The sequence below is a fragment of the Brachybacterium sp. NPDC056505 genome, from assembly GCF_042794925.1.
In the GTDB taxonomy this organism is placed as follows: domain Bacteria; phylum Actinomycetota; class Actinomycetes; order Actinomycetales; family Dermabacteraceae; genus Brachybacterium; species Brachybacterium kimchii.
Genome location: NZ_JBHTSV010000030.1, coordinates 20262 through 44804 on the forward strand (window position 1 = coordinate 20262; position 24543 = coordinate 44804).

At 69.6% G+C, this 24543-nt stretch carries 24 protein-coding genes and 1 tRNA gene; 17 read left to right on the top strand and 8 right to left on the bottom strand.

Going from position 1 to position 24543, the window contains the following annotated elements; translation table 11 throughout:
- Positions 1–39: 39 nt before the first annotated feature.
- From ACFQ53_RS13545 to ACFQ53_RS13555, 3 genes are all read left to right on the top strand, one after another.
- Complete coding sequence (locus ACFQ53_RS13545; protein WP_377860519.1) at positions 40–1713, top strand: alpha/beta hydrolase; 1674 nt, start codon at positions 40–42, stop codon at positions 1711–1713.
- Positions 1714–1821: 108 nt separating this feature from the next.
- Positions 1822–1894, top strand: a tRNA-Thr gene (locus ACFQ53_RS13550).
- Between the two features lie 411 nt (positions 1895–2305).
- On the top strand, positions 2306–2977 hold the full coding sequence (locus ACFQ53_RS13555; RefSeq protein ID WP_377860521.1) for an Ltp family lipoprotein: 672 nt from the start codon (positions 2306–2308) through the stop codon (positions 2975–2977).
- A gap of 93 nt (positions 2978–3070) precedes the next feature.
- Here the strand turns inward: ACFQ53_RS13555 and ACFQ53_RS13560 are convergent, their stop codons facing one another.
- Complete coding sequence (locus ACFQ53_RS13560; protein ID WP_377860523.1) at positions 3071–3889, bottom strand: response regulator; 819 nt, start codon at positions 3887–3889, stop codon at positions 3071–3073.
- Between the two features lie 50 nt (positions 3890–3939).
- Positions 3940–5181 carry a histidine kinase gene (locus ACFQ53_RS13565; protein WP_377860525.1) on the bottom strand — a complete coding sequence of 414 codons (1242 nt, stop codon included), beginning with the start codon at positions 5179–5181 and terminating at the stop codon, positions 3940–3942.
- Positions 5182–5318: 137 nt separating this feature from the next.
- Between ACFQ53_RS13565 and ACFQ53_RS13570 the strand changes: the two genes are divergently transcribed.
- From ACFQ53_RS13570 to ACFQ53_RS13580, 3 genes are all read left to right on the top strand, one after another.
- Positions 5319–5588, top strand: a complete 270-nt coding sequence (locus tag ACFQ53_RS13570; RefSeq protein WP_377860527.1) for a hypothetical protein — start codon at positions 5319–5321, stop codon at positions 5586–5588.
- A 158-nt stretch (positions 5589–5746) separates the two neighbouring features.
- Entirely contained in the window at positions 5747–6211 is a 465-nt protein-coding gene (locus tag ACFQ53_RS13575) for a Fur family transcriptional regulator (protein ID WP_249480913.1), read from the top strand.
- Between the two features lie 149 nt (positions 6212–6360).
- Positions 6361–7872 carry a catalase gene (locus tag ACFQ53_RS13580; RefSeq protein WP_377860529.1) on the top strand — a complete coding sequence of 504 codons (1512 nt, stop codon included), beginning with the start codon at positions 6361–6363 and terminating at the stop codon, positions 7870–7872.
- 146 nt (positions 7873–8018) lie between these two features.
- Here the strand turns inward: ACFQ53_RS13580 and ACFQ53_RS13585 are convergent, their stop codons facing one another.
- A complete protein-coding gene (locus ACFQ53_RS13585; protein WP_152352165.1) occupies positions 8019–8402 on the bottom strand; it encodes a universal stress protein in 384 nt (127 codons plus the stop codon).
- Between the two features lie 33 nt (positions 8403–8435).
- Positions 8436–9347: a lysophospholipid acyltransferase family protein gene (locus ACFQ53_RS13590; protein WP_377860532.1), complete on the bottom strand. Its 912-nt coding sequence runs from the start codon at positions 9345–9347 to the stop codon at positions 8436–8438.
- 21 nt (positions 9348–9368) lie between these two features.
- Here ACFQ53_RS13590 and ACFQ53_RS13595 point away from each other — a divergent pair, with 21 nt between their 5' ends.
- The 4 genes from ACFQ53_RS13595 (at position 9369) to nrdE (ending at position 14452) form a co-directional block, all read left to right on the top strand.
- Complete coding sequence (locus ACFQ53_RS13595) at positions 9369–11024, top strand: Gfo/Idh/MocA family oxidoreductase (RefSeq protein WP_377860534.1); 1656 nt, start codon at positions 9369–9371, stop codon at positions 11022–11024.
- Positions 11025–11628: 604 nt separating this feature from the next.
- Entirely contained in the window at positions 11629–11886 is a 258-nt protein-coding gene (gene nrdH / locus ACFQ53_RS13600) for a glutaredoxin-like protein NrdH (RefSeq protein WP_377860536.1), read from the top strand.
- 29 nt (positions 11887–11915) lie between these two features.
- A complete protein-coding gene (nrdI, locus tag ACFQ53_RS13605) occupies positions 11916–12314 on the top strand; it encodes a class Ib ribonucleoside-diphosphate reductase assembly flavoprotein NrdI (RefSeq protein ID WP_152352162.1) in 399 nt (132 codons plus the stop codon).
- A gap of 5 nt (positions 12315–12319) precedes the next feature.
- Positions 12320–14452 (top strand): class 1b ribonucleoside-diphosphate reductase subunit alpha, encoded by a 2133-nt coding sequence (gene nrdE / locus ACFQ53_RS13610; protein WP_377860538.1) that lies wholly within the window; start codon positions 12320–12322, stop codon positions 14450–14452.
- Between the two features lie 125 nt (positions 14453–14577).
- On the opposite strand, the gene ACFQ53_RS13615 is transcribed toward nrdE, so the two are convergent.
- The 3 genes from ACFQ53_RS13615 to ACFQ53_RS13625 are packed head-to-tail and all read right to left on the bottom strand — an operon-like array spanning position 14578 to position 16683.
- Positions 14578–15231 (bottom strand): hypothetical protein, encoded by a 654-nt coding sequence (locus tag ACFQ53_RS13615; protein WP_377860540.1) that lies wholly within the window; start codon positions 15229–15231, stop codon positions 14578–14580.
- Positions 15228–15749, bottom strand: a complete 522-nt coding sequence (locus ACFQ53_RS13620; RefSeq protein ID WP_377860542.1) for a hypothetical protein — start codon at positions 15747–15749, stop codon at positions 15228–15230. Before ACFQ53_RS13620 ends, ACFQ53_RS13615 begins: the two co-directional genes overlap by 4 nt.
- A 52-nt stretch (positions 15750–15801) precedes the next feature.
- Positions 15802–16683 carry a WXG100 family type VII secretion target gene (locus ACFQ53_RS13625; protein ID WP_377860544.1) on the bottom strand — a complete coding sequence of 294 codons (882 nt, stop codon included), beginning with the start codon at positions 16681–16683 and terminating at the stop codon, positions 15802–15804.
- A 186-nt stretch (positions 16684–16869) separates the two neighbouring features.
- Between ACFQ53_RS13625 and ACFQ53_RS13630 the strand changes: the two genes are divergently transcribed.
- Positions 16870–17412, top strand: a complete 543-nt coding sequence (locus ACFQ53_RS13630; protein WP_377860546.1) for a hypothetical protein — start codon at positions 16870–16872, stop codon at positions 17410–17412.
- Positions 17413–17454: 42 nt separating this feature from the next.
- On the top strand, positions 17455–17775 hold the full coding sequence (locus ACFQ53_RS13635) for a hypothetical protein (RefSeq protein WP_377860548.1): 321 nt from the start codon (positions 17455–17457) through the stop codon (positions 17773–17775).
- Here the strand turns inward: ACFQ53_RS13635 and ACFQ53_RS13640 are convergent.
- Positions 17756–18679: an NAD(P)-dependent oxidoreductase gene (locus ACFQ53_RS13640; RefSeq protein ID WP_377860550.1), complete on the bottom strand. Its 924-nt coding sequence runs from the start codon at positions 18677–18679 to the stop codon at positions 17756–17758. The genes ACFQ53_RS13635 and ACFQ53_RS13640 overlap by 20 nt on opposite strands.
- A 101-nt stretch (positions 18680–18780) precedes the next feature.
- Between ACFQ53_RS13640 and ACFQ53_RS13645 the strand changes: the two genes are divergently transcribed.
- From ACFQ53_RS13645 to ACFQ53_RS13665, 5 genes are all read left to right on the top strand, one after another.
- Positions 18781–19878 carry a D-2-hydroxyacid dehydrogenase gene (locus tag ACFQ53_RS13645; protein WP_377860552.1) on the top strand — a complete coding sequence of 366 codons (1098 nt, stop codon included), beginning with the start codon at positions 18781–18783 and terminating at the stop codon, positions 19876–19878.
- A gap of 81 nt (positions 19879–19959) precedes the next feature.
- The gene (locus ACFQ53_RS13650) at positions 19960–20766 is read left to right on the top strand and encodes an IclR family transcriptional regulator (RefSeq protein WP_377860554.1); all 807 of its coding nucleotides are present in this window, start codon (positions 19960–19962) and stop codon (positions 20764–20766) included.
- 124 nt (positions 20767–20890) lie between these two features.
- Positions 20891–22294, top strand: a complete 1404-nt coding sequence (locus ACFQ53_RS13655) for an MFS transporter (RefSeq protein ID WP_377860556.1) — start codon at positions 20891–20893, stop codon at positions 22292–22294.
- A gap of 113 nt (positions 22295–22407) precedes the next feature.
- A complete protein-coding gene (locus tag ACFQ53_RS13660; RefSeq protein WP_377860558.1) occupies positions 22408–22836 on the top strand; it encodes a DUF485 domain-containing protein in 429 nt (142 codons plus the stop codon).
- A complete protein-coding gene (locus ACFQ53_RS13665) occupies positions 22833–24419 on the top strand; it encodes a cation acetate symporter (RefSeq protein WP_377860560.1) in 1587 nt (528 codons plus the stop codon). The genes ACFQ53_RS13660 and ACFQ53_RS13665 overlap by 4 nt, the downstream gene beginning before the upstream one ends.
- Positions 24420–24543 lie beyond the last annotated feature (124 nt).

Here is a 24543-nt window from a genome sequence, read left to right on the forward strand (position 1 = left end):
ATGGGCGGGCACCCCGCACCCCACCCCAGGAGCTTCCCCATGCAGCGCACCCGATCGCGTCGAGGCGCCCTGCGCGTTCTCGCCGGCGCCGCCGCGACGGCCCTCCTGGTCTCCGGATGCAGCCTGCTCGACGGGGGAGAGGACGGGGCCGACGGACGCTCGGGCGCCTCGGACTCGGGCGCTTCGAGCGACGGCGGCTCGGGGAGCGGTGGTTCGGGCGACGCGACCACTGCGCTCGCCGAGCTCGGCACGTCCCACGCGCAGGACCTGCCGTCGGACCCCGCCGAGGATTCCGCCTACGCCGACTTCTACGGCCAGGACGCCGTCTGGGAGGGCTGCGGGCAGGACGTGCTCGACGAGGCCGCCGTGCAGGGCCTGCAGTGCGCGACGGTGAAGGTCCCCAAGGTCTGGGACGACCCGGGCGCGGGCGATGTCGAGATCTCGCTCGTGCGCCTGCCGGCGACCGGCGAGGCGAAGGGGTCGCTGCTCACGAACCCGGGCGGCCCCGGCGGCTCGGGCGTCGACTTCCTCGCCCAGAGCGCGGACTACCTGTTCAGCCAGAAGGTCCGCGAGAACTACGACCTCATCAGCTTCGACCCCCGGGGCGTGTCCCGCTCCGAGGGCATCGAGTGCCTCGACGACTCGCAGACCGATGAGTACCGCGCGGACACCTACGACGGCGGCACGCCCGAGGGGCTGCAGAAGTCCCTGAACTGGATGCAGAAGATCTCCGACGCCTGCGAGAAGGACTCCGGCGATCTGCTGCCGTACCTCGACACCTATTCCGCCGCGCGGGACATGGACGTGCTGCGATCGGCTGTCGGCGACGACTCCCTGAACTACCTGGGCTTCTCCTACGGCACCTACCTGGGGGCGACCTACGCCGACCTCTACCCGGACCGCGTGGGCCGCTTCGTGCTCGACGGCGTCATGGATCCGAGCCTCACCGGCGACCAGATCGTCGAGGGCCAGGCGAAGGGCTTCCAGCAGGCCACCGAGCAGTTCGCGAAGTTCTGCATCGAGCGGGACGACTGCCCGCTCACGGGCTCCACGCCCGAGGAGGCCACGAAGGAGCTCACCGCCCTCCTCGACTCGATCTCCGACGACCCGATCAGCACCAAGGACCCCGACCGTCCGCTCACCGGTGCGCTCGCGACCGCCGGCGTGCAGATGATGATGTACAGCGACGAGTACTGGAGCCTGGGCGTGCAGGCGCTCAGCGACGCCTCCGACGGCGACGGCTCGACCCTGCTCGCGCTCGCCGACCTCTCCGCCGGCCGCCAGGACGACGGCAGCTACAAGGGCAATGACCTGTACGCGATCAACGCCGTGAACTGCCTGGACCACCCCGGCGTCGCCTCCCTGGACTGGCAGAAGCAGGAGAGCGCTCGGCTGCTGAAGGAGTACCCGGCCGCGGGGATGACCGACTACTCGCAGGCCATGTGCGACACCTGGCCCGTCAAGCCGCTGCGCGAGCCCGCCGAGGTCCACGCGAAGGGGAGCGACCAGATCGTCGTGATCGGCACGACCCGCGACCCCGCGACCCCGTACGCGTGGGCGAAGAGCCTCGACTCCCAGCTCGACAACTCGACGCTCATCACCTTCGACGGCGACGGCCACACCGCCTACGGCCGCAGCGGCGGCTGCGTCGAGGACGCCGTGGACGCCTACCTCGTGGACGGCACCTCGCCGGAGAAGGGTCTGACCTGCTGACGGGCGACGTTGGCGCGCCGTCAGTGTGGCGCGTCGCTCACGGCTCCGCTTTGCGCCGGTGTGCGCCGGTCTCGTAGAATAGCCGGGTCCGCCGCGTGCGGCGGGCAGGCCGCCATAGCTCAGTCGGCAGAGCGATTCACTCGTAATGAATAGGTCAGGAGTTCGATTCTCCTTGGCGGCTCCGCGGTAGCACCCCAGATCGACCCCCGTCGCTTTCGAGCGGCGGGGGTCGATCTCATGTGGGCACGTGCGTGTGCCCCGGCATTCACGATCCACGGATCGCCCGACCTGTCCTTCTGACGCAGGCGTCGGATCCGAGATTCGTCATGGCGCCCTGGCAGAGCGAATGCAGACACGCATCCCGCATCACCGGCGTGAGAAGCGCGCTGGGGCTCTTCGAGCACGACTGCCAGGCTCAGCCTCTCTTCCTCGGTACTCCGCGGCGTGGTGTTCGCAGTCATCGACGAACTCGCCGCTGACCTGCGTCTCAGTTAGGTCACGGCGGGTCTCAAATGCGTAACTTCGCCCGAAACGACCGGTTGGTAACCAGATACTGAGCGAGCATCGTCCCCATCTCCTCGAAGGAACCGCCATGACAGAGAATTCGACGCCCCCGCCGGCACCGCAGTTCGGGTCTCAGCCCGATGGGCAGACCGGCTCTCAGCAGCCGGTACCGGCCAAGAAGGCCGGGAAGGGGAAATGGATCGGGCTCGGCTGCGGCGGTTGCGCTGTGCTCGTGCTCGTGATCGTCATCATCGCGGTCATCGCCACCGCCATGAGCGGGGGAGGCTCCGATGACGAGTCGTCGGCGGAGCCGAGCGCCGCCACCAGCCAGGAGCAGACAACGGATGGCGACGAGAGTGCCTCCGAGGAGAAGGCCGAGAAGACGACTGAGGACGAGACGACTCAGGACGAGAAGGCCGAGGACGAGAAGGCTGACGACAAGTCGGGCGATGTGCCCGCGGAGTACGAGGCGGCGCTGAACCAGGCCGAGAGCTACCTGGAGACCTTCCCGATGTCGAAGAAGGGACTCTTCGACCAGCTGACGGCGGATGCCGGCGGCCAGTTCCCCGATGACGCTGCGCAGTACGCGGTGGACAACGTCGATGCTGATTGGAAGGCCAACGCTGTGAAGTCGGCGAAGAGCTACCGAGAGACCATGTCCATGTCCAACGAGGAGATTCGCGACCAGCTCACCTCGGAGTATGGCGAGCAGTTCACCCAGGAAGAGGCGGATTACGCCATCGACCACCTGGACGACTGAGTAGTATCACGCAACGCCCCTGGCCCGAGCAGGCCGGGGGCGTTGCCCATTTGTGCGTGGTGCGTCCTGCGTCCTCGCCCTGGGGCGGTTTGCTTACTGCCTCCGATGGGGAGCGGAGACGAGCCCCAGCTCGAACGCGCGCACGGCGACCTGCAGGCGCGAGGAGCAGTCGAGCTTCGTCATCAGGGAGCCGACGTGCGACTTCACCGTGGACTCCGAGAGGCTCAGGCGCTCGGCGATCCGCGCGTTGGACTCCGCCTCGCAGACGAGCTCGAGGACGTCCCGCTCGCGGTCGGTGAGGGCGAAGCGCGCCGCGGCGGCGTCGGCGTCGGTGTCCTGCATCCCGTCCGCGTCGTCCGACGTCGGGGACGCCACCGGCAGGGGCATCGAGCCGCCGGCGGCGTCCGGCGAGGCGCCGTCCTGCGGGTGCGTGGACGGGGAGGGGGAGCGCTCGGCGCTGGCCTGCGGGGCGAGCGAGCCGTCGCCGCTCTCCTTCGACGCGGTCTGGGCGAGATGCGCAGCGAGCTCCGGGGTGATCACGGTCCCCGCGCGCACCGCCGCCGCGCGCACGGCCGCGGCGAGGGCCGCAGCGGTGGTCGACTTCAGCAGGAAGCCCACGGCGCCCGCGCCGATCGCCGCCGCGACCTGCTCCTCGGTGCCGAAGGTCGTGAGCACCATGACGGCGGGCGCTCCGGGACGGGCGCTGATCCGACGCGTCGCGGCGATGCCATCCATGCCCGGCAGCACCAGGTCCATGAGCACCACGTCGGGCGCCCCCGCGTCCAGGACTTCGAGAGCTGCCTCCGCGCTGTCGACCGACCGCTCCACGTGCACGTCGTCCTCCCGGGCGAGGTAGCCCTCGAGGGCTGTGCGGACGATGGGGTCGTCGTCGCAGATCAGCACGGTGATCATAGGGGCGTCGTCCTCTCGGGGCGATGGGGCGCGAGGGTTGGGTCGGGCCGTCACCGGTCGGTATCGGTGGGGAGCTGGATGCGAGTGAGGAAGGTGTCCCCGTCGCGCTGGGTCTCGATGGATCCGCCGGCGGCCTCGAGCTGCTCGCCGAGGCCCCGAAGACCGTCGCCGCCGTCCACGCGGACGACGGGGTCGTGGTCGATCGTATTGCGGACCAGCAGTTCCACACCATCCGACATGCTCGCGGACATGATCGCGACGGGGTACTCGCTGTCGGCGTGGCGGATCACGTTGGCCACGATCTCCCACAGGCACCGCGAGAGCACCGGGCTGGCCGACGGCGGCACCGGCGCATCGGACTCCGAGCTGAGATTCACGGTGAAGTCCGCGGCCTGCAGCCGATCGCGCGCGGCCTGGAGCGCATCGTCCCAGCTCGCCGCGTGGACCGTGACGCCGTAGGTCGTCGGGCCCGTGGCCCCGTCGACCGGCACGTCCGTGCGCAGCGACTCCATCAGGCTGCGCAGCTCATCGGTCGAGAGGCGAGCGGTGCGCGAGATCCTCGCGAACGCCTCGGCCTCCGCGGGGGAGACGCCGTCGGCGTGCTGCGCGGTCTCCGCGAGCAGGATGACCTCGGTGATCGCCCGGACCCCCGTGTCGTGCAGGTCGCGCGCGATGGCGCGGCGCTGCTCGGCGAGGTCGAAGGCGTGACGGGCGCGCTCGGCGGCGAGATGGACGATCATCGAGCGCCACATGGCCCCCAGCAGATAGGCGGCTGCGAGCAGGAAGATCCACACGAGCGCGTTGGCGAACAGCTCGGCGTTCGTGTGCGCCGTCCGCTCCGAGGCGATCGTGATGACGCCGGTATGCCACACCCCGATCGCGATCGCAGGGAGCAGTCTCCCGACACCGGCGCAGGTGGCGAGTGAGATCGGCGAGACGAGCACACCGAGCCCCGGGGTCGAGCCCGGATCGATCAGCGCGAGGCTGAGCACGATGCCGGTCAGAACGCCTCCGGAGACGGGGCGGACCAGGGCGAGGCCGCCGGCAAGGCTGAGGCCTATCCCCATGAGAGCCGACGGCGCGCCGTAGGGGAACGTGGAGGGAACGATGAGGACCGCGAGGAAGAGGGTGATCGCGACGGTCGCTCCGGCGCTGATCCTCAGTGACCCCGACATGTCGCCCGAGGGTCGGAACAGCCCGTTCAGGGCGCGCGCCCACAGGGCGTGGAGTCGACCGGTCTTCACCGTCGACTCGACGCGTCGTGTCTCAAGGGTTCCCTGGGAGCGCATCATGCTCAGCGTAGTGTGCGAGCACGATCGCGGCTCCTCCTGTGTCAGGAACCGAGTGCGGTGCTCAGGCGGCAGGTGGGCCATGGTCGTAGGGCCGACGACGGCCCGTCCACCTGGTTGATCTGCTGAGGAGCCCTGCCATGTCCCGTTCACTTCGTACCCTCTCGCGTCCCACGTCCGCTCTGCTCGCCGCGACGGCGCTCTGCATCGGTGGCCTCGCCATCCCGGGAGCGGCCTCCGCAGCCGAGTCCCAGGGTGCCGTCATCGCCGGTGACGGGCAGCAGGTCCAGACACCCCGGGAGCGCGCCCTCGAGGGCGGCGTCGCCGCGTCCGATCCGCTGCACCAGGAGGCAGTGATCTGCTGGATCGCTCCCGCGTTCCCGTGGATCTGCCGCCAGCCCGGGAAGTGACCCCGCCCGTGCGGTGACAGCTCGCATGATGTCCGCGACCCGATCGCAGATGGCGGTCGGGTCGCGGTGTGTCAGAAAACCATCGATGGTTGTGCGTGACACAGGCTTGACGCAGTCATCTTCTGGATCTGGTCCAGAAAACGTAGTAGCCTGGAGACATGACGACCGACATGGCTGAAGACCTGCGTTCCGCGGGTCTGCGCGTCACCGCTCCGCGGCTGGCGACGCTCGCGGTCGTCGCCGAGTGTCAGCATGCCGAGGCGGATGACATCGCCGCCGCGGTGCGCGAACGACTCGGCACGGTGTCGCGCCAGGCCGTCTACGACGTGCTGCACGCGCTCACCGATGCGGGCCTGCTGCGCCGCGTCGCCACCGGTGCCCGCAGCGCAGCCCGCTACGAGATCCACCGGCACGACAACCACCACCACATGGTGTGCCGGGTGTGCGGTCGCCTCGAGGACGTGCCCTGCACGATCGGCGAGGCGCCGTGCCTGACGCCCTCCCACGACCACGGTTTCGAGATCGAGGTCGCGGAGGTGCTGTTCCGCGGCGTGTGCTCCGCATGCCGCACGGCATCGGCGTCTCCCGGGGCCACGGTCCCGAGCGGCGCCGGAGCCGGCTGAGATCTGCTGATCAGAGTTCCGTCGATCCCAGCGACATCCGTCGAACACTGCGAAGAACTGCGAACCCCCGCACCGCTCTCGCCCGAGCGGTGCGGGACCCCCAACGTCCCGGCGAACGCTGCCGGGGCTCGCCCCGAGAAGGAGAGATCGTGACCACGTTCGACCCCACCGGCGACACCACGCCGACCATCCCCTCGTCCACCGAGAACGGCGCCCCGCGCGAGAGCGATGCGAACTCCCTCTCCGTCGGCCCCGACGGTCCTCTGATGCTCCACGACGTCGCCCTCGTCGAGAAGCTCGCGCGCTTCGATCGCGAGCGCATCCCGGAGCGCAGCCCGCACGCCAAGGGCTCCGGCGCCTTCGGCGAGCTCGAGATCACCGAGGACGTCTCGCAGTACACGAAGGCCGGCCTCTTCCAGAAGGGCGCCAAGACCCCGATGCTCGCGCGGTTCTCAACCGTCGCCGGCGAGCTCGGCTCTCCCGACACCTGGCGTGACGTGCGCGGCTTCGCGCTGAAGTTCTACACGCAGGAGGGCAACTTCGACATCGTCGGGAACAACACCCCGGTGTTCTTCGTCCGCGATCCCATGAAGTTCCCCGACTTCATCCACTCCCAGAAGCGTACCCCGGACTCCGGCCTGCGCGACAACACGATGCAGTGGGACTTCTGGACCCTCTCCCCGGAGAGTGCCCACCAGGTCTCCTACCTCATGGGCGACCGCGGCCTGCCCAAGAGCTGGCGCCACATGAACGGCTACTCCTCCCACACCTACCTGTGGGTCAACGAGGCCGGCGAGAAGTTCTGGGTCAAGTACCACTTCCTCACCGAGCAGGGCCTGGAGTTCCTCACCAACGACGAGGCCGACGAGCTCGCCGGCCTGGACGGCGACTACCACCGCCGCGACCTCTTCGAGTCGATCTCGAACGGCGACTTCCCGTCCTGGAGGCTCGAGGTGCAGATCATGCCCTACGAGGACGCGAAGACCTACCGCTTCAACCCCTTCGACCTCACGAAGACCTGGTCGAAGAAGGACTACCCCCGCATCCCCGTCGGCCGCTTCACGCTGAACCAGAACCCGGTCAACCACTTCGCGCAGGTCGAGCAGGCCGCCTTCAGCCCCTCGAACCTCGTGCCCGGCACCGGCGTCTCGCCCGACAAGATGCTGCTGGGCCGCGTGTTCTCCTACCCGGACGCGCAGCGCAACCGCCTGGGCACCAACTTCAACCAGCTGCCCGTGAACCGTCCTGTCGTGGAGACCAACTCCTACGACAAGGAGGGCTCGATGGAGTTCTTCCACAGCGGCAACGCCCCGGTGTACTCCCCGAACTCGTTCGGGCGCTCGTACCAGGACGCCCAGGGCCCGGTCGACAACGGCTGGGAGTCCGACGGCACCCTGGTGCGCCAGGCCTACACCCTGCGCTCCGATGACGACGACTTCGGCCAGGCCCACACGCTGGTCCGCGAGGTCATGGACGAGGGCGAGCGCGAGCGTCTCATCGAGACCGTCTCCGGCGGCCTCGCCACCGTGATCGAGCCGGTGCTCTCGAACGCCTTCCAGTACTGGAAGAACATCGACCAGGAGGTCGGCGAGCGCATCGAGAAGGCCGTGCGCGAGAACGGCGGCGACCAGATCCCCGGCGCGGACCCGCGCTCCGAGTGATCCCACCGGCGGCGTGAGAGCACGCCGCCGCACGGGCGAGGCCCGGACCCGAGCGATCGGGTCCGGGCCTCGCTGTGTCCGGTGCGCGCGCGGACGCGCGGAGCACCCTCGGACGAGGGGGAAGCCCCCGGAGGAGGGGGAAGCCCTCAGACGACGAGCACGTCGCAGGGGGCGGAGAGGAGCAGCTTCTGCGGGGTGACGCCCAGGAGGTGCCGGGCGACGTCGCGCTCGCGGCGCAGACCGATCACCAGCAGCTCGGCCTTCTCACGCTCGACGGTGTCCAGCAGGACGTCGGCGATGTCATCCTCGCTGCTCTCCTGGCGGATGTCGACCCGCACGGCCGAGCCGCGCAGGCGGTCCGCCGCCGCATCGAGGTCGCCCTCGCTCGCGTGGCGGGGATCCTGCTCGTCGCCCTGCCTGACCACGTTGACCACGATCAGCGGGCCGCCGCGCTCCTCGGCCGCGGTGCGCGCCGTGTCCAGCGCGTCGAATCCCACCGGGGTGGGGATGAAGCCGACCACCACTGCCACGTTGACCTCCTGTGTCGGGCGGGGAGAACGATCCTATGCGCTCGCGCCGGTCCCCGCGCCGCGGGGCTGCGCGCCCGGGGCCCACTCCTGGCCGGAGAGACGCTGGATCTCGGTCATGATCCGATCGGTGGCCAGGCGCCTGCGGGCGCCCGCACTCAGGTCCGTCGGCAGGTCCGAGAGATCGATCGGTGCCCCGAAGCGCATGTCGGGACGGTACCGGGTGGGCATCTTCCGGCCCTTCAGGAACAGGTTCTGCGTGCCTGCGAGGCCCAGCGGGATGACGGGGGCGCCGGACTCGAGGGCGAGCCAGGCCGCGCCTGGCTGACCCTTGTGCAGCAGCCCGTCCCGGCTGCGGGAGCCCTCGGGATAGATGCCGAAGCCCTCACCGGCCTTCAGCACGTCCAGGGCGGCGTCGAGCGCGCCCCGGCCGGAGCTCAGCGCCTCGCGGTCCAGCGGCACCGTGCCCACCGAGTTCATGAACCACTTCTGGATGCGGCCCTTGAGGCCGCCGGTCTTCCAGAACACGTCCTTGGAGACGAACCGGACCATGCGCGGGGACACCACGGGGATGAGGAAGCTGTCCACGTTGGCGAGGTGGTTGGAGGCCACCAGGAACGCGCCGGTGCGCGGGATGTTCTCGATCCCGGTGATGCGCGGGCGCCAATAGGCGGTGAACATGGGCCCCAGGAACGGGCGGGTGAGCGTGTAGAGGAACGGCACGGGCACCACGATAGCGGCGCTCGGTCGCGCCTCCCACACCCTGTGTCGGCGCCCTCGCCGCGCGGGCCGCGCGAGGGTCCGGATCAGCGCGCTGTGGTAGAACAGCGGCACGTGCCGACGGCGGTGGACGCGGAGCCCGAGCACCTCGCGCATGCCCGCGCGCGCCCGTGCACGCTCCGGCTCCTGGTCGGCCCGCTCCGCCCGTGACCTGCCCGTCCCGCTCATCCCGCGAGGAGAACCGCCCGCATGCCGAGGATCCTGAACATCGCCGTCATCGGTGCCGGAACGATGGCGCAGGCCGTGCATCTGCCCGTGCTGCGCCGCCGCTGGGACCGCTTCGCGGTGACCGCTCTCGTGGACCACTCGCCGCGGCGTCGGCGCGAATCGGCCGACGTCTGGGGCGTCGAGGAGGAGCATCGCTTCGAGACCGTCGCCGACCTCATGACCGCCGTGCGCGCGAAGGACGTCGCCCTCGATGCGGCGGTCCTCGCGACCGACGGCCTGCACGTCGAGGATCTCCTGCTGCTGCTGCGGCGCGGGATCCCCGTGCTCGTCGAGCCCCCGCTGGGGTACTCCGCCCAGGAGGTCGCCAGGATCAGCGACTTCGAGCGGCTCGTGGGCCGACGTCTGGTGATGATGGCCTACCCGCAGCAGTACGACGAAGTGCTCGAGGAGGTGGTCGAGAACATCCGCGCGCGCGACGTGCGCATGATCGACCACGAGGTGCTGATGCCCGCCTCCGGCCCCCTCTTCGGACGCGCCCACGTGACCGCTTCGGCCTACGACCTGCCCTCCGAGAAGCGCCAGGAGCGTCGCAAGACCCTGCAGGAGGCCGTCGTCGCCGGCGCGGGGGAGGGCGCGACCCAGCGCGATCGCGACCTCTACGTGAAGGGGCTGCTCACGGGCATCGCCCACCAGCTCGCCATCACCGAGCGCATCTACGGTCCGCTCACCGAGCTCACCGCCGTGCGCCACTGGCCCAAGGGCGTCATCCCCGGTTCCCTCGAGCTGCTGGGTGAGCTCGAGGACGGCGCTCCCGTGCGCCTGGTCTGGCACTACCTCCCCTTCGCCCCCGAGTACTCGGAGACCTACGAGGTGCTCTCGGCCCGCAAGCGGATCGACCTCGCGCTCGAGCCGCCGTCGTTCGTGGACTCGCGCTCGCGCAGCTCCCTGCGCGAGAAGGAGCACGGCCGCGTGGTCGTCACCTCCCGCTCCTCCGATCTCGGTGCGGCCGAGTCCATGTGGGAGGCCTTCCACGAGTTCGTCGAGAAGGGCAAGGAGCCCCATGCCGGCGCGGCCGAGGCCCTCGCCCAGGTCGAGATCCTGCGCGAGGTCCTGAGGACCCTCGTCGAGGCCGACGGCCGATCCCTCGAGGCGGATCCGGAGGACGAGGCCTCTGACCAGGAGGAGGCCTCGGAACAGGCGGCGGACGCCGGCACGACCGAGGGCCCCGGCGAGGCTGAGGACTCCGACGAGCCCGTCGCGGCGCCTGAGGCGTCCGCCGACGGCGACGTCGTCTCTGACGCCGACTCCGTGGCCGAGCCGGACGGATCGGAAGCCGCGGCCGCGTCGACCGCATCGGACGAGGATGCGGCCGCGTCGTCGGCCGAGAGCACCTCCGTGAGGATCGGTCCGCTGACACCTGTGCCCGGCACCGGCGAGATCCCGCCCGCGGCACCGACCGAGGACCTCTCCGCGGCCGCCGATCAGCTCGAGGCGGCGCGGTCGGCGCAGCCGGAGGCGACGAGCGCCGCAGTCCCCGAGTCCGGGGACGAGCCGCATCAGGCCACCGCTGCCGGCATCGATCGCACCGAGCCGGCCGACGGCGACGCCTGGGCGGCAGCGGCCGACGACGCCGCGGAGGACGGCACGACGGAGGGCGAGGAGCCCCCGCGCTCCTGACCGGAGCCCCACGCAACTGAACGGAGTGCCCGTGCTCCGGGGTCGAGCTGCGCCCTCATGTCGAGCCGCATCGGGGTGCCCCGCCGGCGAGGTTCTGACGACACGCCGAGAGGGCGTCCGACTGTGGACGAAGGGCCCCGCAGGGGCGGTCCGGAGGCGGCGCGGCACGACACGCCGACGACACGCCGATCCGACACCGATTTTCGGGGCGCGCGCCACTGTCCGACGGGTCGGCGGGGGAGCCGTCGTCCACCGTAGGACGGGGTGCATCGGGACGTTCCACAGCGCTGTCCACAGCATCCGCGCAGACGATGCGCGTTCGTCCCCAGCTGACCCACGTCCATCCACAGTCCGTCACCATCGGATTGTGGATAACAGTCTTGTAGTTCAGTACATCTTGTGGTGCAGACGTCGGGGCACCACTAGGTGTAGTGTTGGAGAGGTCGGCGCGGATCCCGCAGGGCAGCGCTCGGCAGGCCGCGAGAACCCCTCGACGACCTCGTCGAACACCCTTCGATCCCCGCCCCACACACCCTCCTTCGCACACCGGATCCCGCAGCGCGGGCCCCGGCGACACGATCCCCACCGAGAAAGGCATCGCCCGATGGCCATCACCGTGTACTCGAAGCCCATGTGCGTCCAGTGCGACGCGACCAAGCGCGCTCTCACCAAGTCGGGCGTCGACTACGACGTCGTCGACATCACCGAGGACGCCGAGGCGCTCGCCCACGTGAAGTCGATGGGCTACGTGCAGGCACCCGTCGTGGTCGCAGGTGAGGACCACTGGTCGGGCTTCCGCCCCGACAAGATCAAGGCCGTGGCGGCCGTCGGCGCCGAGGGCGCCCGCGCCGCAGCCATCTGAGCGCTCCCGATCATGCGGAGGTGAGGAGGATGGGAACCCTCGTCTACTTCTCCTCCGTGTCCGGCAACACCCATCGCTTCGTGCAGAAGCTGGACATGCCGGCCAGCAGGATCCCACTCCATCGCACGGAGGATCCCCTCGTCATGGACGAGGAGTACGTGCTGATGGTGCCGACCTATGGCGGCGGCAACGGACGCGGAGCAGTCCCGAAGCAGGTCATCAAGTTCCTCAACGATCAGCGCAACCGGGATCTGATCCGGGGCGTCATCACCGCGGGGAACACGAATTTCGGCGAGGCCTACGGGCTGGCCGGCGAGATCATCTCGGCGAAGTGCCGGGTCCCGCACATGTACAGGTTCGAGCTGTTGGGCACGCCGCGAGACGTGCAGCAGGTCCACGACGGATTGGAAGAGTTTTGGCGACACTGACCGAGATGCCTTCGGTGGAGCATCACAAGTCCCTCGACTATCACGCGCTGAACGCGATGCTGAACCTCTACGGGGCCGACGGGAAGATCCAGTTCGACAAGGATCGTCTCGCCGCCCGTGAGTACTTCCTGCAGCACGTGAACCCCAACACGGTGTTCTTCCACTCGCTGCGGGAGAAGATCGACTACCTCGTCGAGAACGAGTACTACGAGTCCGAGGTGCTGGACCAGTACTCCTTCGACTTCGTCGAGGAGCTGTCGGAGCAGGCCTTCGCGAAGAAGTTCCGCTTCCCGACGTTCCTGGGCGCCTTCAAGTACTACACCTCGTACACGCTGAAGACCTTCGACGGCAAGCGGTACCTCGAGCGCTTCGAGGACCGCGTGGTCATGGTGGCCCTGACCCTCGCCCGCGGTGACGAGGAGCTGGCCCGCCGGATCGTCGACGAGGTGCTCGACGGCCGCTTCCAGCCCGCGACCCCCACGTTCCTCAACGCCGGCAAGGCCCAGCGCGGCGAGCTCGTCTCGTGCTTCCTGCTGCGCATCGAGGACAACATGGAGTCCATCGGCCGTGGCATCAACTCGGCGCTGCAGCTGTCCAAGCGCGGCGGCGGCGTCGCCCTGCTGCTCTCGAACCTGCGCGAGTACGGTGCGCCGATCAAGCACATCGAGAACCAGTCCAGCGGCGTCATCCCCGTGATGAAGCTGCTCGAGGACTCCTTCTCCTACGCGAACCAGCTCGGCGCGCGTCAGGGGGCGGGCGCGGTGTACCTCCACGCGCACCACCCGGACATCATGCGGTTCCTGGACACCAAGCGCGAGAACGCGGACGAGAAGATCCGCATCAAGACCCTCTCGCTGGGCGTCGTGATCCCCGACATCACCTTCGAGCTCGCGAAGAACAACGAGCCGATGTACCTGTTCTCCCCGTACGACGTGGAGCGCGAGTACGGCAAGCCGTACGCGGACGTGTCGATCTCCGAGAACTACCGCGAGATGGTCGACAACCCGCGGATCGCGAAGAAGAAGATCAAGGCCCGTGACTTCTTCCAGACCCTCGCGGAGATCCAGTTCGAGTCCGGCTACCCGTACATCATGTTCGAGGACACGGTGAACAAGGCGAACCCGATCGCCGGCAAGGTCACCCACTCGAACCTGTGCTCGGAGATCCTCCAGGTCGCGACCCCGTCGCACATGAACAACGACCTCACCTACGACGAGATGGGTCGCGACATCTCCTGCAACCTGGGGTCGCTGAACATCGCCAAGGCAATGGACTCGCCGGACTTCGAGCGCACGATCAGCACCGCGATCCGCGCGCTGACGGCGGTCTCGGACACCTCGGACATCGAGTCCGTGCCCACGATCGCCGAGGGCAACCGCAAGTCCCACGCGATCGGCCTGGGGCAGATGAACCTCCACGGCTACCTGGCGCGCGAGGGCATCTACTACGGGTCCGACGAGGGCCTGGACTTCACGAACATGTACTTCTACGCGGTCACCTACCAGGCCATCATGGCCTCCATGGGGCTCGCCAAGGAGCTCGGCGAGACGTTCTACGACTTCGAGAACTCGAAGTACGGGACCGGCGAGTACTTCGACAAGTACACCGACCAGGTGTGGGAGCCGCGCACCGCGAAGGTCCGCGAGCTGTTCGCGAACTCGAACGTGCACCTGCCCAGCCAGGACGACTGGAAGCAGCTGCGCGAGGACGTGAAGACCCACGGCATGTACAACGCGTACCTGCAGGCGGTCCCGCCGACCGGGTCGATCTCCTACATCAACCACTCGACCTCGTCGATCCACCCGATCGTCTCCAAGATCGAGATCCGCAAGGAGGGGAAGATCGGCCGCGTCTACTACCCGGCGCCGTTCATGACGAACGACAACCTGGAGTACTACCAGGACGCGTACGAGATCGGCTACGAGAAGATCGTGGACACCTACGCCGAGGCCACCAAGCACGTGGACCAGGGCCTGAGCCTCACGCTCTTCTTCCCCGACACCGCCACCACGCGCGACGTCAACAAGGCGCAGATCTACGCATGGCGCAAGGGCATCAAGACCCTCTACTACATCCGCCTGCGCCAGATGGCGATCGAGGGCACCGAGGTCGAGGGCTGCGTCAGCTGCATGCTGTGACGCTCCGCGAGCTCTGAGCCCCAGGCGCCGTCTCCGGACGGCCGACGGGCCACGACGGGCGGGTCTCCTTCGGGAGGCCCGCCCGTTCGTGCGCGCGGAGGCAGGCGAGCTCGTCCCCGCGTGGGTCAGCGAGAGCGGCTCGGTCGAGCAGCGGTGAACACCGCTCGGAACAGCTCAGTCGAGCTGGCAGGACGCAGAGCACCCTTGATGAGGATCATGGACGTGGCGCCGAGGATCCCACCGATCACCGTCGGCCCGGCCCCCGCTGGGGTGCGCCGCAATCTGAACAGGCGGCGCAACGGTGCCGAGTGCGTCCCGACAGCCCTCGGGTCCTCGACGTTGCGTGCGATGTATGCAAGAGCCGCCTCCGAGCGTGCGGGCGACTCTTCAAATACGGCATCGAGACACTCAACCGGGACCTGCCCCAAGGTGACGCTCGGATCCGGAGCTGCCGTGGGGGCGAGACCGATGAGTCTCGCGAGGATTCCTGGCAGCAACGGAACCGGGGCGACAACGGCCTCGGCGTCGTCGTGGCCGGATGAGATGCGAGCAAGGCCGTATCGGGACGGATACAGGTCGTGCCGTGTCATCAGTCCGGGCGCGGCGACGTCCAGACGAAGATGCGGGCCGCTGGCTTCACAGATGTGCCGAACGGCCGCGAGACGCTCACCTGCGTCGAACGCATCCCCGGCCTCCAAGTCGCCGCTCCGAAGAGAGCGGAGGGCTTGAGCCTCGGCAGTTGAGATGAGCGTCGGGAACTGTGGGATGGCAGTGCTCATGCATGGCCTCCCTTCTCGAATCGCCATGAGAGGGCGATGGAGTCGAGCATCTCCGAGTATGCGGAGTCAACGGTGGGGAGAGTCGTGAGGGTCAAGGTCACGCCCTGCCCATCCACTATTCGCGACCACGAGCGCACGAGAAGCGTGACCGCGCTGGGATCTGTCATCAGCAGTGCCGTGTACCAGGTGCCCCTTGGGTCGCCGTCGGCGCGTGCCGCTCGGCCTTCGAGAACCTGCAGGTCGGGCAACGTGTCAAGGCGACGAGCCAGGACTGCATCCTGCCAGGTCGCGAGGTCTGCAGAACCAAGACTGCGAACGCGGGCGAGCACGGCACTACTGCGGACGGCTGGGTCCAGAGTGCGGTCCTCCACGAATGTCGCGAGGATCTGACTGTCCGGCCGCTCGAGCTCCTGGTCACGGAATGACGCAGTCCGCTGCCAGGTCGAGGGCAGAGAGAGGCGCTGTGGTGGGAGCCCTTCGACGGAGATGAGGTGTTCGGACTTCGCGTCGCTTGGCATGGCGTTTCCTCCGTGTCGTGTTGTGCGGGCAGGCAGTGGAGGAGAGGGGGCGTCAATCGAGGAACGTGTCGACGGCTGCATCAGCGACTGTCGCTCCGACGTAGCCCCCGATCAGATCGCCGGCGATGAGCCCCACGACTCCGCCGGCGCCTCCGGTCACCACGGCGCCTGGGCCTGTCTCCGCACCGGCGACGGCACCCCCACCGACTCCCAGGAGGCCGAGCAGTCCAGAGCCGAGGGCGCCCCCGACAAATGAACCGAAGCCGTTGGCGATCCCATCCACCCCCGCGCGCCCGAGGCGCTCGGGGATGCTGAGGTCGTCGCGACCCTCGTCCTGGTTCCACCGATCAACCCCCGCGAGGAGGCCGGTGAATACGTCACCGATCACGGGGACGAACCCGGGAACTTTGCCGATGGCATGCTCGCCGAATCGCTTGGCGAAGCTGTGTGTGCCCGAGACGATGCCTCCGGTCCAGTCCTCGGGGCTGATGCCGATCCGTTCGAGAAGATTGGACCCGAACTCTCCCCAGGAGATGTCGCCGAAGTCGATCCCGAGGAAACTGGCGTTCGCTGCGGCAGAGATGGGACCTGCAGAAGGCGGAGCGATCGGAGGTGTGGTGGTCGGCCCGAACGGTTCCAGTCCTCCGTCGCTCGCCTCCGCACCCGAAGCTCGTTCCTGATCGTCCGCTTGGTCGAGGAGGTTGCCACGGAGCTGGCGCAGACGCTCCCCGGCGGCATGACCGGATCCGAGCACTCGCGAGGCCCAGGTCTCCCGGAAGTCATCAGCATCGGGGCCGCTCCACGCGCTGCCCACAATCGAATTGATCAGCTCGTCGAGAGCGTCCATGGTCGAGAGGACGGATTGAGCAGAGGCGTCCAGCTTCTGTGCATGGGCCCGAGCGGAATCGACGTCCATGCCGAAGAATGAGTTCATGACCTTGCCTCTGTGCCGTTATGGTTCCCTGGGGCGTGCAGGACAAGATCCTAAATTGGAGCGTTCCGCAGCACCATGGTGAGAACTCCCCATGGCGAAGATCTTGCGACGGTGTCAGGATGGTGCGTCCGAACGGTGTCCCCAGTGGAACCGGACGCATTGAACCCGCTCCGAGGAGGAGTTGCCGTGACCGACGTGCTGTTGTCGGCTTTGGAGCTCGCGTGCCTCCCCGTCGGAGCGATGCTGCTCGTCCTGGCGATCTGGATGCGGCGAGGTCGCACGCGCCGAGCGAGGTTCTGGGTGCGGGGGTGGGAAGCCTGGCAGCCACAACGCCAACTCGACGCAGAGATGTTCTTCCTCCTGTGGTGGCCGGTCACGGCTGTGTGGGTCCTCAGCGTCGGGTGCGCTGGGTTCCTCTCTCTGCTCGGTGTCGGCGGGTCCAACCTCGACGCGATCGTGGCTCTGCTCGGGGGGCTGGCAGCCCTCGCCGTCATCGTCGTGATGTTGCTGATTTCCGGCATTGGCATCACTGCTGCTCCGGGAAACGCCAACCTTCTGCGCCCATGGATGTACCCCCGGTGGCTTCGAGCCCTGCGCGCGACGGAGCGACGCTGGGAGAAGGAGCAGCTTCTGCCGGTCTGGGAGAGGTCCGAGGTGGGGACTCACCCCTGGACGGCGCTTGAGGAGAACGGGGCGCCCGACGGCGCGCGTGGCGTGCCACGATCGTGACCGGCGCCGTCCCGATCGCCTCGACGGTGGGGAAGTCATGCGGTGCTCTTCGGCGGATCCGCGCGCGATCGAGCGATCGCCGCTCTCGACAAGGGCCTGCGCCGCGCCGTGTGGCGCAGCGGTGCGCTGGTCCTCACGATCTCGCAGACCTCGAACGAGAGCATGCGCTGTCCTGAGCTGATCTCCACGCTGTTGGATCGGTACGAGAACGTCGACGCGACGACGCGGATCGCGCAGCCGCGTGATCGGGCCCAGCTGCTGGACCTCGCCCTCCGCGACCTCGAGGTTCCCTTCGTCGCGGCGCACATCATGCGGCGCCTGCGCAGGCTCCCGCAGGTGCCCCTCAGCCCCGCTGCTCGGTGAAGCGCCGCGTGGTCGCGAGGTCGCGGTCGCCCAGGCCCGCCTCGACGAGCTCGTCGAACGCCGCGCGCAGGGCGGGCAGGAGGGCTCCGCGGGTGCCGGTCGCCTCGGCGATCTCGCCGGCGAAGCGGAGGTCCTTGACCATGTACTTCGCGACGCCCGAGGGGGAGTCGTCGCCCGTCACGAACTTCTCGCGGCGGGAGGCCGTGAGGTTCGATCCCGCGTAGCCGCCCTGCAGCACGTCGAACAGGGTGTCCAGGTCCAGGCCGCTGCGCTCGGCGAGCACCGTGACCTCCCCGAGGGCGAGCGCGGTCGCGCTGACGATCATCTGGTTGCAGGACTTCGCGACCTCACCGGCCCCGAGAGGACCCAGTCGCACGGGTGTCCCGCAGAGCGCGAGGAGCGCCGCGGCGCGGTCGGTGTCGGCCTGCTCGCCGCCCAGCATGATCGAGAGGGTCCCGGCCCTCGCGCCGTCCTCCCCGCCGGAGACCGGGCAGTCCACGAGGCGCACCCGGCCCTCGGTGTTCGCGCGCAGCCGCTCGTCGAGCGCGCGGACGCCGATCGACGAGGAGGTCGAGCCGATCATCACGAGCAGCTCGCCCGCGCCGGCGAGGAGCCCGTCCGCCCCCTCGAGCAGCGCCTCGAGCTCCGGCAGATCGGGGAGCATGACCAGCACCGCGTCGGAGGCCTCGGCGAGCTCGCGCGGGGTCCCGACCCAGCGGGCCCCCTGGTCGACGAGCTGCTGCTTCGGGGTGCGGGAGTGGATCGTGAGCGCTCCGTGCGCCGCGAGGAGGTGCTCGGCCATGGGCAGGCCCATGGCCCCCAGGCCCAGCACGCCCACGCGAGCGGGGGAGGAGGGCTGGGCGGTCGCGGAGGGATCGGGGCGGACGGTGTCGTCGTGGCTCATGGACGCAGACTACCCAGGGACCAGTGGACGGAACAGTGTTCAACATGTTGAACGTCCGCTAGGGTGGGTGGACCGCCACCCACCGAGCGAAGGAGCTCCCCGTGCCCCGTCACGCATCCACCGACGCCGCCCCTGCCGTCCCCACCGCGCCCGGGGAGCGTCCCCGCGTCGTCATCGCCGTGGACCTCCCGGATCAGCTGTGCCGACTCATCGAGGAGTCCGAGCCGCGCGTCGAGGTCGCCTACGACCATCGCCTCTACCGGCCCCGCCGCGGTCCCGCCGACTGGGCGGGGGACCCCGACCACGTGCGCACCGCCCAGGAGCAGGCCGACTACGAGGCGCTCGTCGACTCGGCCGACGTGCTCTTCTCGCTGCCCGACGTCGACCCCGCGGCCCTCGCCCGCACCGTCCGCGCGAACCCGCGCCTGCGCTGGGTGCAGACGATGGCCGCCGGCGGCGGCTCCCAGGTGCGCGCCGCCGGACTCGCCTCCGAGGACCTCGAGCGCATCGCCTTCACGACCACCGCCGGTGTGCACGGCGCCCCGCTCGCCGAGTTCGCCGTGCTCGGGGTGCTCGCCGGCGCGAAGTCGCTCCCGCGCCTGCTCGCCCAGCAGCGCGAGCACGAGTGGAGCGAGCGCTGGGAGATGCGGCACCTCGACGAGATGACCGTGCTCGTCGTCGGTCTCGGCGGCATCGGCAAGGCCTGCGCGGCGCGCTTCAGCGCGCTCGGCGCCCACGTGCTCGGCACGACCCGCAGCGGCGAGGCGGTCGAGGGCGTCGACGAACTCGTGCCGATCGACGACCTCGCGGCCGCCGTCGCCCGCGCCGACGCCGTCGTGCTCACCCTCCCCGGCACCGACGCGACCGAGCGCCTCGTGGGCGAGGACGTGCTCGCGAAGGCGCGCCCGGGGACGATCCTCGTGAACGTCGGACGCGGCACCGTCGTCGACGAGCCCGCCCTGCTGCGCGCGCTCGAGGACGGCCGCATCGGCTTCGCCGCGCTCGACGTCTTCGCGACCGAGCCGCTGCCCGCGGCGAGCCCTCTGTGGGATCATCCCCATGTCCTGGTCAGCCCGCACACCGCCGCCCTCGACACCCGCGAGGAGGAGAGGATCGTGCGACTGTTCGTGGACAACCTCGCCCACCACCTCGACGGGCGCCCGCTGCGCAACGCCGTGGACACCGTCGAGTTCTACTGAGTGCGGCGGCGCGACGGGCCGACGGGGGCGAGCGCCCCGCGCGGCGCCCGCCGCGTCGACCGCGCAGGGAAGGGGAGCGCCGTGGCGCCCCAGAGCACGAAGACCACCCGTCACGAGAGCCCGTCGACCGAGCCCCGCGATCCCTCGCCCGCCGTGACCCGCTCCCTGCGGATCCTCGGGGCGCTCGAGCGGGCGCGGGGACCGCTCACCCTCTCCGAGATCTCGCGCGAGGTGGGCATGGCGAAGTCCTCGGCGTCCAACATCTGCCAGGCGCTCGAGAACGAGGGCATGATCGATCGCGTCGAGAGCGGATACCGGCTCGGCATCCGCACCGCCGAGCTGGGCGGCGCCTTCGCCTCCCAGTTCAACCAGGTCCGCGAGTTCTTCGCCGCCGTGGAGGGCGATCCCGTGCTGCGCGGGCACGTCGTCCAGATCGCGATGCTGGACGCCCCCGACGCCCTCTACCTCGCCCGCCACGAGGGGCGCCGCCAGCGCCTGGGCACCCCGCTCGGCTCCCGCCTGCCGCTCATCCACTGCGCGGTCGGCAACGCCATGCTGCTCGCCATGGACGACGCCGAGGTGGACGCGGTGCTCGGTGCCGCCGACTTCACGCCCACCACCGAGGAGTCGGTGACCAGCCCCGAAGCGGTGCGAGAGAAGATCGGCGCCGGCCGCGGGCGCGGATACGCGATCGACCGCGGCGAGTCCTTCCCCGGCATCCACGGCGTCGCCGTCCCGCTCGAGCCCTGGCAGCCCGGTGATCCGCGCATGGCGGTGGGCGTCGCGCTCGCCGCCTCCGAGGCCGGCGACGCCGTGGTCGACGAGCTCGGCGCCGCGCTGCTGACGCTCGCCGACGCGCTCACCAACCCCCTCTCGCGCCGTCCCTGAGATCCGAGCGTTCAACGGGTTGCACTGCGTTCGCGAATGAGTACAGTAGGGCCATCGGCCGGCCCCGTCGGCCGCGCCCGGTCCGGCCCGCTCGGGCCGCCCCGCCCGCATCGAAGGAGATGCCATGAGCTCGACGCCACGCTCCGCCCGCCCCGAGGGCGCCCAGGACATGCCCGAGGCCGAGTACGCCGCGAACCTGCGTCGCGCGACGCTCTCCTCGTCCATCGGCAGCGCGATGGAGTACTTCGACTTCGCGATGTACGGGCTGATGACCGCCCTGGTGTTCAACACCCTCTTCTTCCCCGAGGGCAACGCCGCGATGAACACCGTCGCCGCCTTCGGGATCTACGGGGTCGGCTTCGTGGCCCGGCCCTTCGGCGGCCTCTTCTTCGGCGCCCTCGGCGACAAGGTGGGCCGCAAGACCATCCTCGTGATCACGGTGCTGCTGATGGGCGGCGCCTCGACCCTGATCGGCGTGCTGCCCACCTTCCACTCCGCCGGATACGTCGCCCCGATCCTGCTGGTGATCCTCCGCCTGCTCCAGGGCTTCGGCGCCGGCGCCGAGCAGGCCGGTGCGACCGTGCTCATGGCCGAGTACGCCCCGGTGCGTCGGCGCGGGTTCTTCTCGGCCCTGCCGTTCATCGGCATCCAGGCGGGCACGCTGCTCGCCGGGCTCGTCTTCTCCCTGCTCACCCTGCTGATGCCCGAGGACGCCTTCCTCTCCTACGGCTGGCGGCTGCCGTTCCTGGCCTCCTTCGTGCTGATCCTCATCGCCCTGTTCATCCGGGCGCGGCTGCGCGAGACGCCCACCTTCGTCCAGCTCGAGAAGCACGAGCAGATCGCCGACCACCCGATCCGCGAGATCTTCACGACCGGCCGCCCGGGCGTGGTCGTCGGCATCGGCCTGCGCATGGCCGAGAACGGCGGCAGCTACATGTTCCAGTCGCTCGCCCTGGCCTTCGTGACCTCCGCGGCGATCGGGCTGGACAAGGGCGCCGTCGCCTGGGGCGTGACCCTGGGCAGTCTCATCGGGATCTTCTCGGTGCCCCTCACCGGCCACCTCTCCGATCGCTTCGGGCGCGTGCCCGTCTACCGCTTCGGCGCCGTGTTCATGCTCCTGTACACGTTCCCCGCCTGGTACCTGCTGTCCGTGGGGACCGAGGCCGTGGCGATCGCCGTGATCGCCATCGGCATCGGCGTCGCCGTGAACTCGATGCTCGGCCCGCAGTGCTCCCTGCTCCCCGAGATGTTCGGCGCCCGCCACCGCTACCTGGGCGTGGCGATGGCCCGCGAGATCTCCGCCGTCCTCGCGGGCGGACTGGCGGGCGTCCTCGGCGCGGCGCTGCTCGCCTGGACCGACAGCAACTGGATCGTGCTCGCCGTCTACATGGCGACCCTCGCCGCGATCACCACCGGCGCGACGTTCCTCGTGCCCGAGACCCGCGGCCGTGACCTGCTGAAGGAGACCGACGCCCTGCGGCTCTCCGAGGAGGAGCACGACCACCGCATGGCCGCCGCGGCGCGCTGACACGGGCGACACCCGGGGCTCCTCCGGCGCCGGAGGTGTGATGCACGATACATTGGACGCATCGCGGTCTCCTCCCGCGATCCCCTGTGCACGTCCGAGCGAAGGAGCCCGGCATGTCAGAGTCCGCATCCCTGCCCGATCCCAGATCCTCGGGCCGCGACCCGCTCGGAGATCCCTCCTCCGTCGGCGCCCGCAGCCTCGCCGTCCAGCAGTCCGAGGACTTCCAGCGGCTGCGCCGCTCGTTCCTCACCTTCATCGTGCCGATCACGGTGCTGTTCCTGGTCTGGTACCTGCTGTACGTGATCCTCGCGGGCTGGACCCACGAGTTCTTCGCGATCAAGGTCGCCGGCAACCTCACCGTGGGCCTTCTCTTCGGCTTCGGCCAGGTCATCACCACCTTCGTGATCACCATGCTCTACCGCTGGTGGGCCGACAAGCGCTACGACCCCCATGCCGAGGCGATCCGCGCCGAGATGGAGAGCGGGGAGATCCTCGAGGACTCCGCCCGCCCGGCCGACGGGCAGGAGGGCGAGCTGCGATGAGCCACGAGATCAACCCCGTCATCAACATGATCGTGTTCGCGCTGTTCGTCGCGTTCACGCTGTTCATCGTCTTCCGCGTCTCCCGCCAGAAGGCGAGCGCCGCCGAGTTCTACGCCGGCAGCCGCTCGTTCTCCGGACCGCAGAACGGCATCGCGATCTCCGGTGACTACCTCAGCGCCGCGAGCTTCCTGGGCATCTGCGGGGCGATCGCCATGGCCGGCTACGACGGCTTCCTCTACTCGATCGGCTTCCTCGTCGCCTGGCTCGTCGCGCTCCTGCTGGTCGCCGAGCTGCTGCGCAACACCGGCAAGTTCACGATGGCCGACGTCCTCTCCTTCCGCCTGAACCAGCGCCCCGTGCGCCTGGCGGCCTCGCTCACCACCCTCGCCGTCTGCTTCTTCTACCTCATCGCCCAGATGGCGGGCGCGGGCGGGCTCGTCGCCCTGCTGCTGGGGCTCGAGGGCAAGCTGCCGACGGCCCTGACCGTGGTGGTCGTGGGCGTCCTGATGATCGTCTACGTGATCGTGGGCGGCATGAAGGGCACCACCTGGGTGCAGATCATCAAGGCAGTGCTGCTCGTCGTCGGCGTCGCGATCCTCGCGATCATGGTCATGGGCCGCTATGGCTTCAACTTCTCCGCCGTGCTGGATCAAGCGATCGCGATGTCGCCCGACGGCGAGGCGATCCTCACGCCGGGCCTGAAGTACCCCAACCCCGTGGACTTCCTGTCGCTCGGGCTCGCGCTGGTCCTGGGCACCGCTGGCCTCCCGCATGTGCTCATGCGCTTCTACACCGTGCCCAGCGGCAAGGAGGCGCGGCGCTCGGTGGTCTGGGCGATCTGGATCATCGGCATCTTCTACGTGCTCACCCTGATCCTCGGCTACGGCGCCGCGGCCCTCGTCGGCCCCGAGGTGCTCGGGGATCCCGCGACGCCCGGCGGGGAGAACGCGGCGGCCCCGCTGCTCGCGCTCGCCCTCGGCGGACCGGTGCTGATGGCCGTGGTCTCGGCGATCGCCTTCGCGACGATCCTCGCGGTGGTCGCGGGGCTCGCGATCACGGCGGCCACGAGCTTCGCGCACGACATCTACGCCTCCGTGATCCGCGGCGGCGAGGTCCCCGCGGACGACGAGGTGAAGATCGCCCGCTGGACCGTCGTCGCGATCGGGATCCTCGCGATCGTGGGCGGCGTGGTGGCCCTCGGGCAGAACGTCGCCTTCCTGGTGGCGCTCGCCTTCGCGGTCGCCGCGAGCGCCAACCTGCCGACGATCCTCTTCTCCCTGTTCTGGCGACGGTTCAACACCGGCGGCGCACTGTTCTCGATGATCGGCGGACTCGCGGCCTGTCTCATCCTGATCGTGCTCTCCCCGGCCGTCTCCGGCAACGAGAAGGCGATGTTCCCGGGCGCCGACTTCGACCTGTTCCCGCTCTCGAACCCCGGCATCGTCTCGATCCCGCTGGGCTTCCTGCTCGGGATCGTCGGCACCCTCGTCACCAAGCCCGCGCCCGAGCACGACGTGAAGGCCGCCGAGATGGAGGTCCGCGCCTTCACCGGCGCTGGGGCGGAGGGCGCGTCGGAGCACTGAGGGGAGCCGGGCGCTGGGGCGGGTCGCATGCGCGCTGCGGCGGGGCGTGTGCGGTCCGCCCCGCCCCGATCCCGCCCAGGCCGTTGAGTGCTGCGCAGTGGTCGTTATGAGCGCTCATAACGAC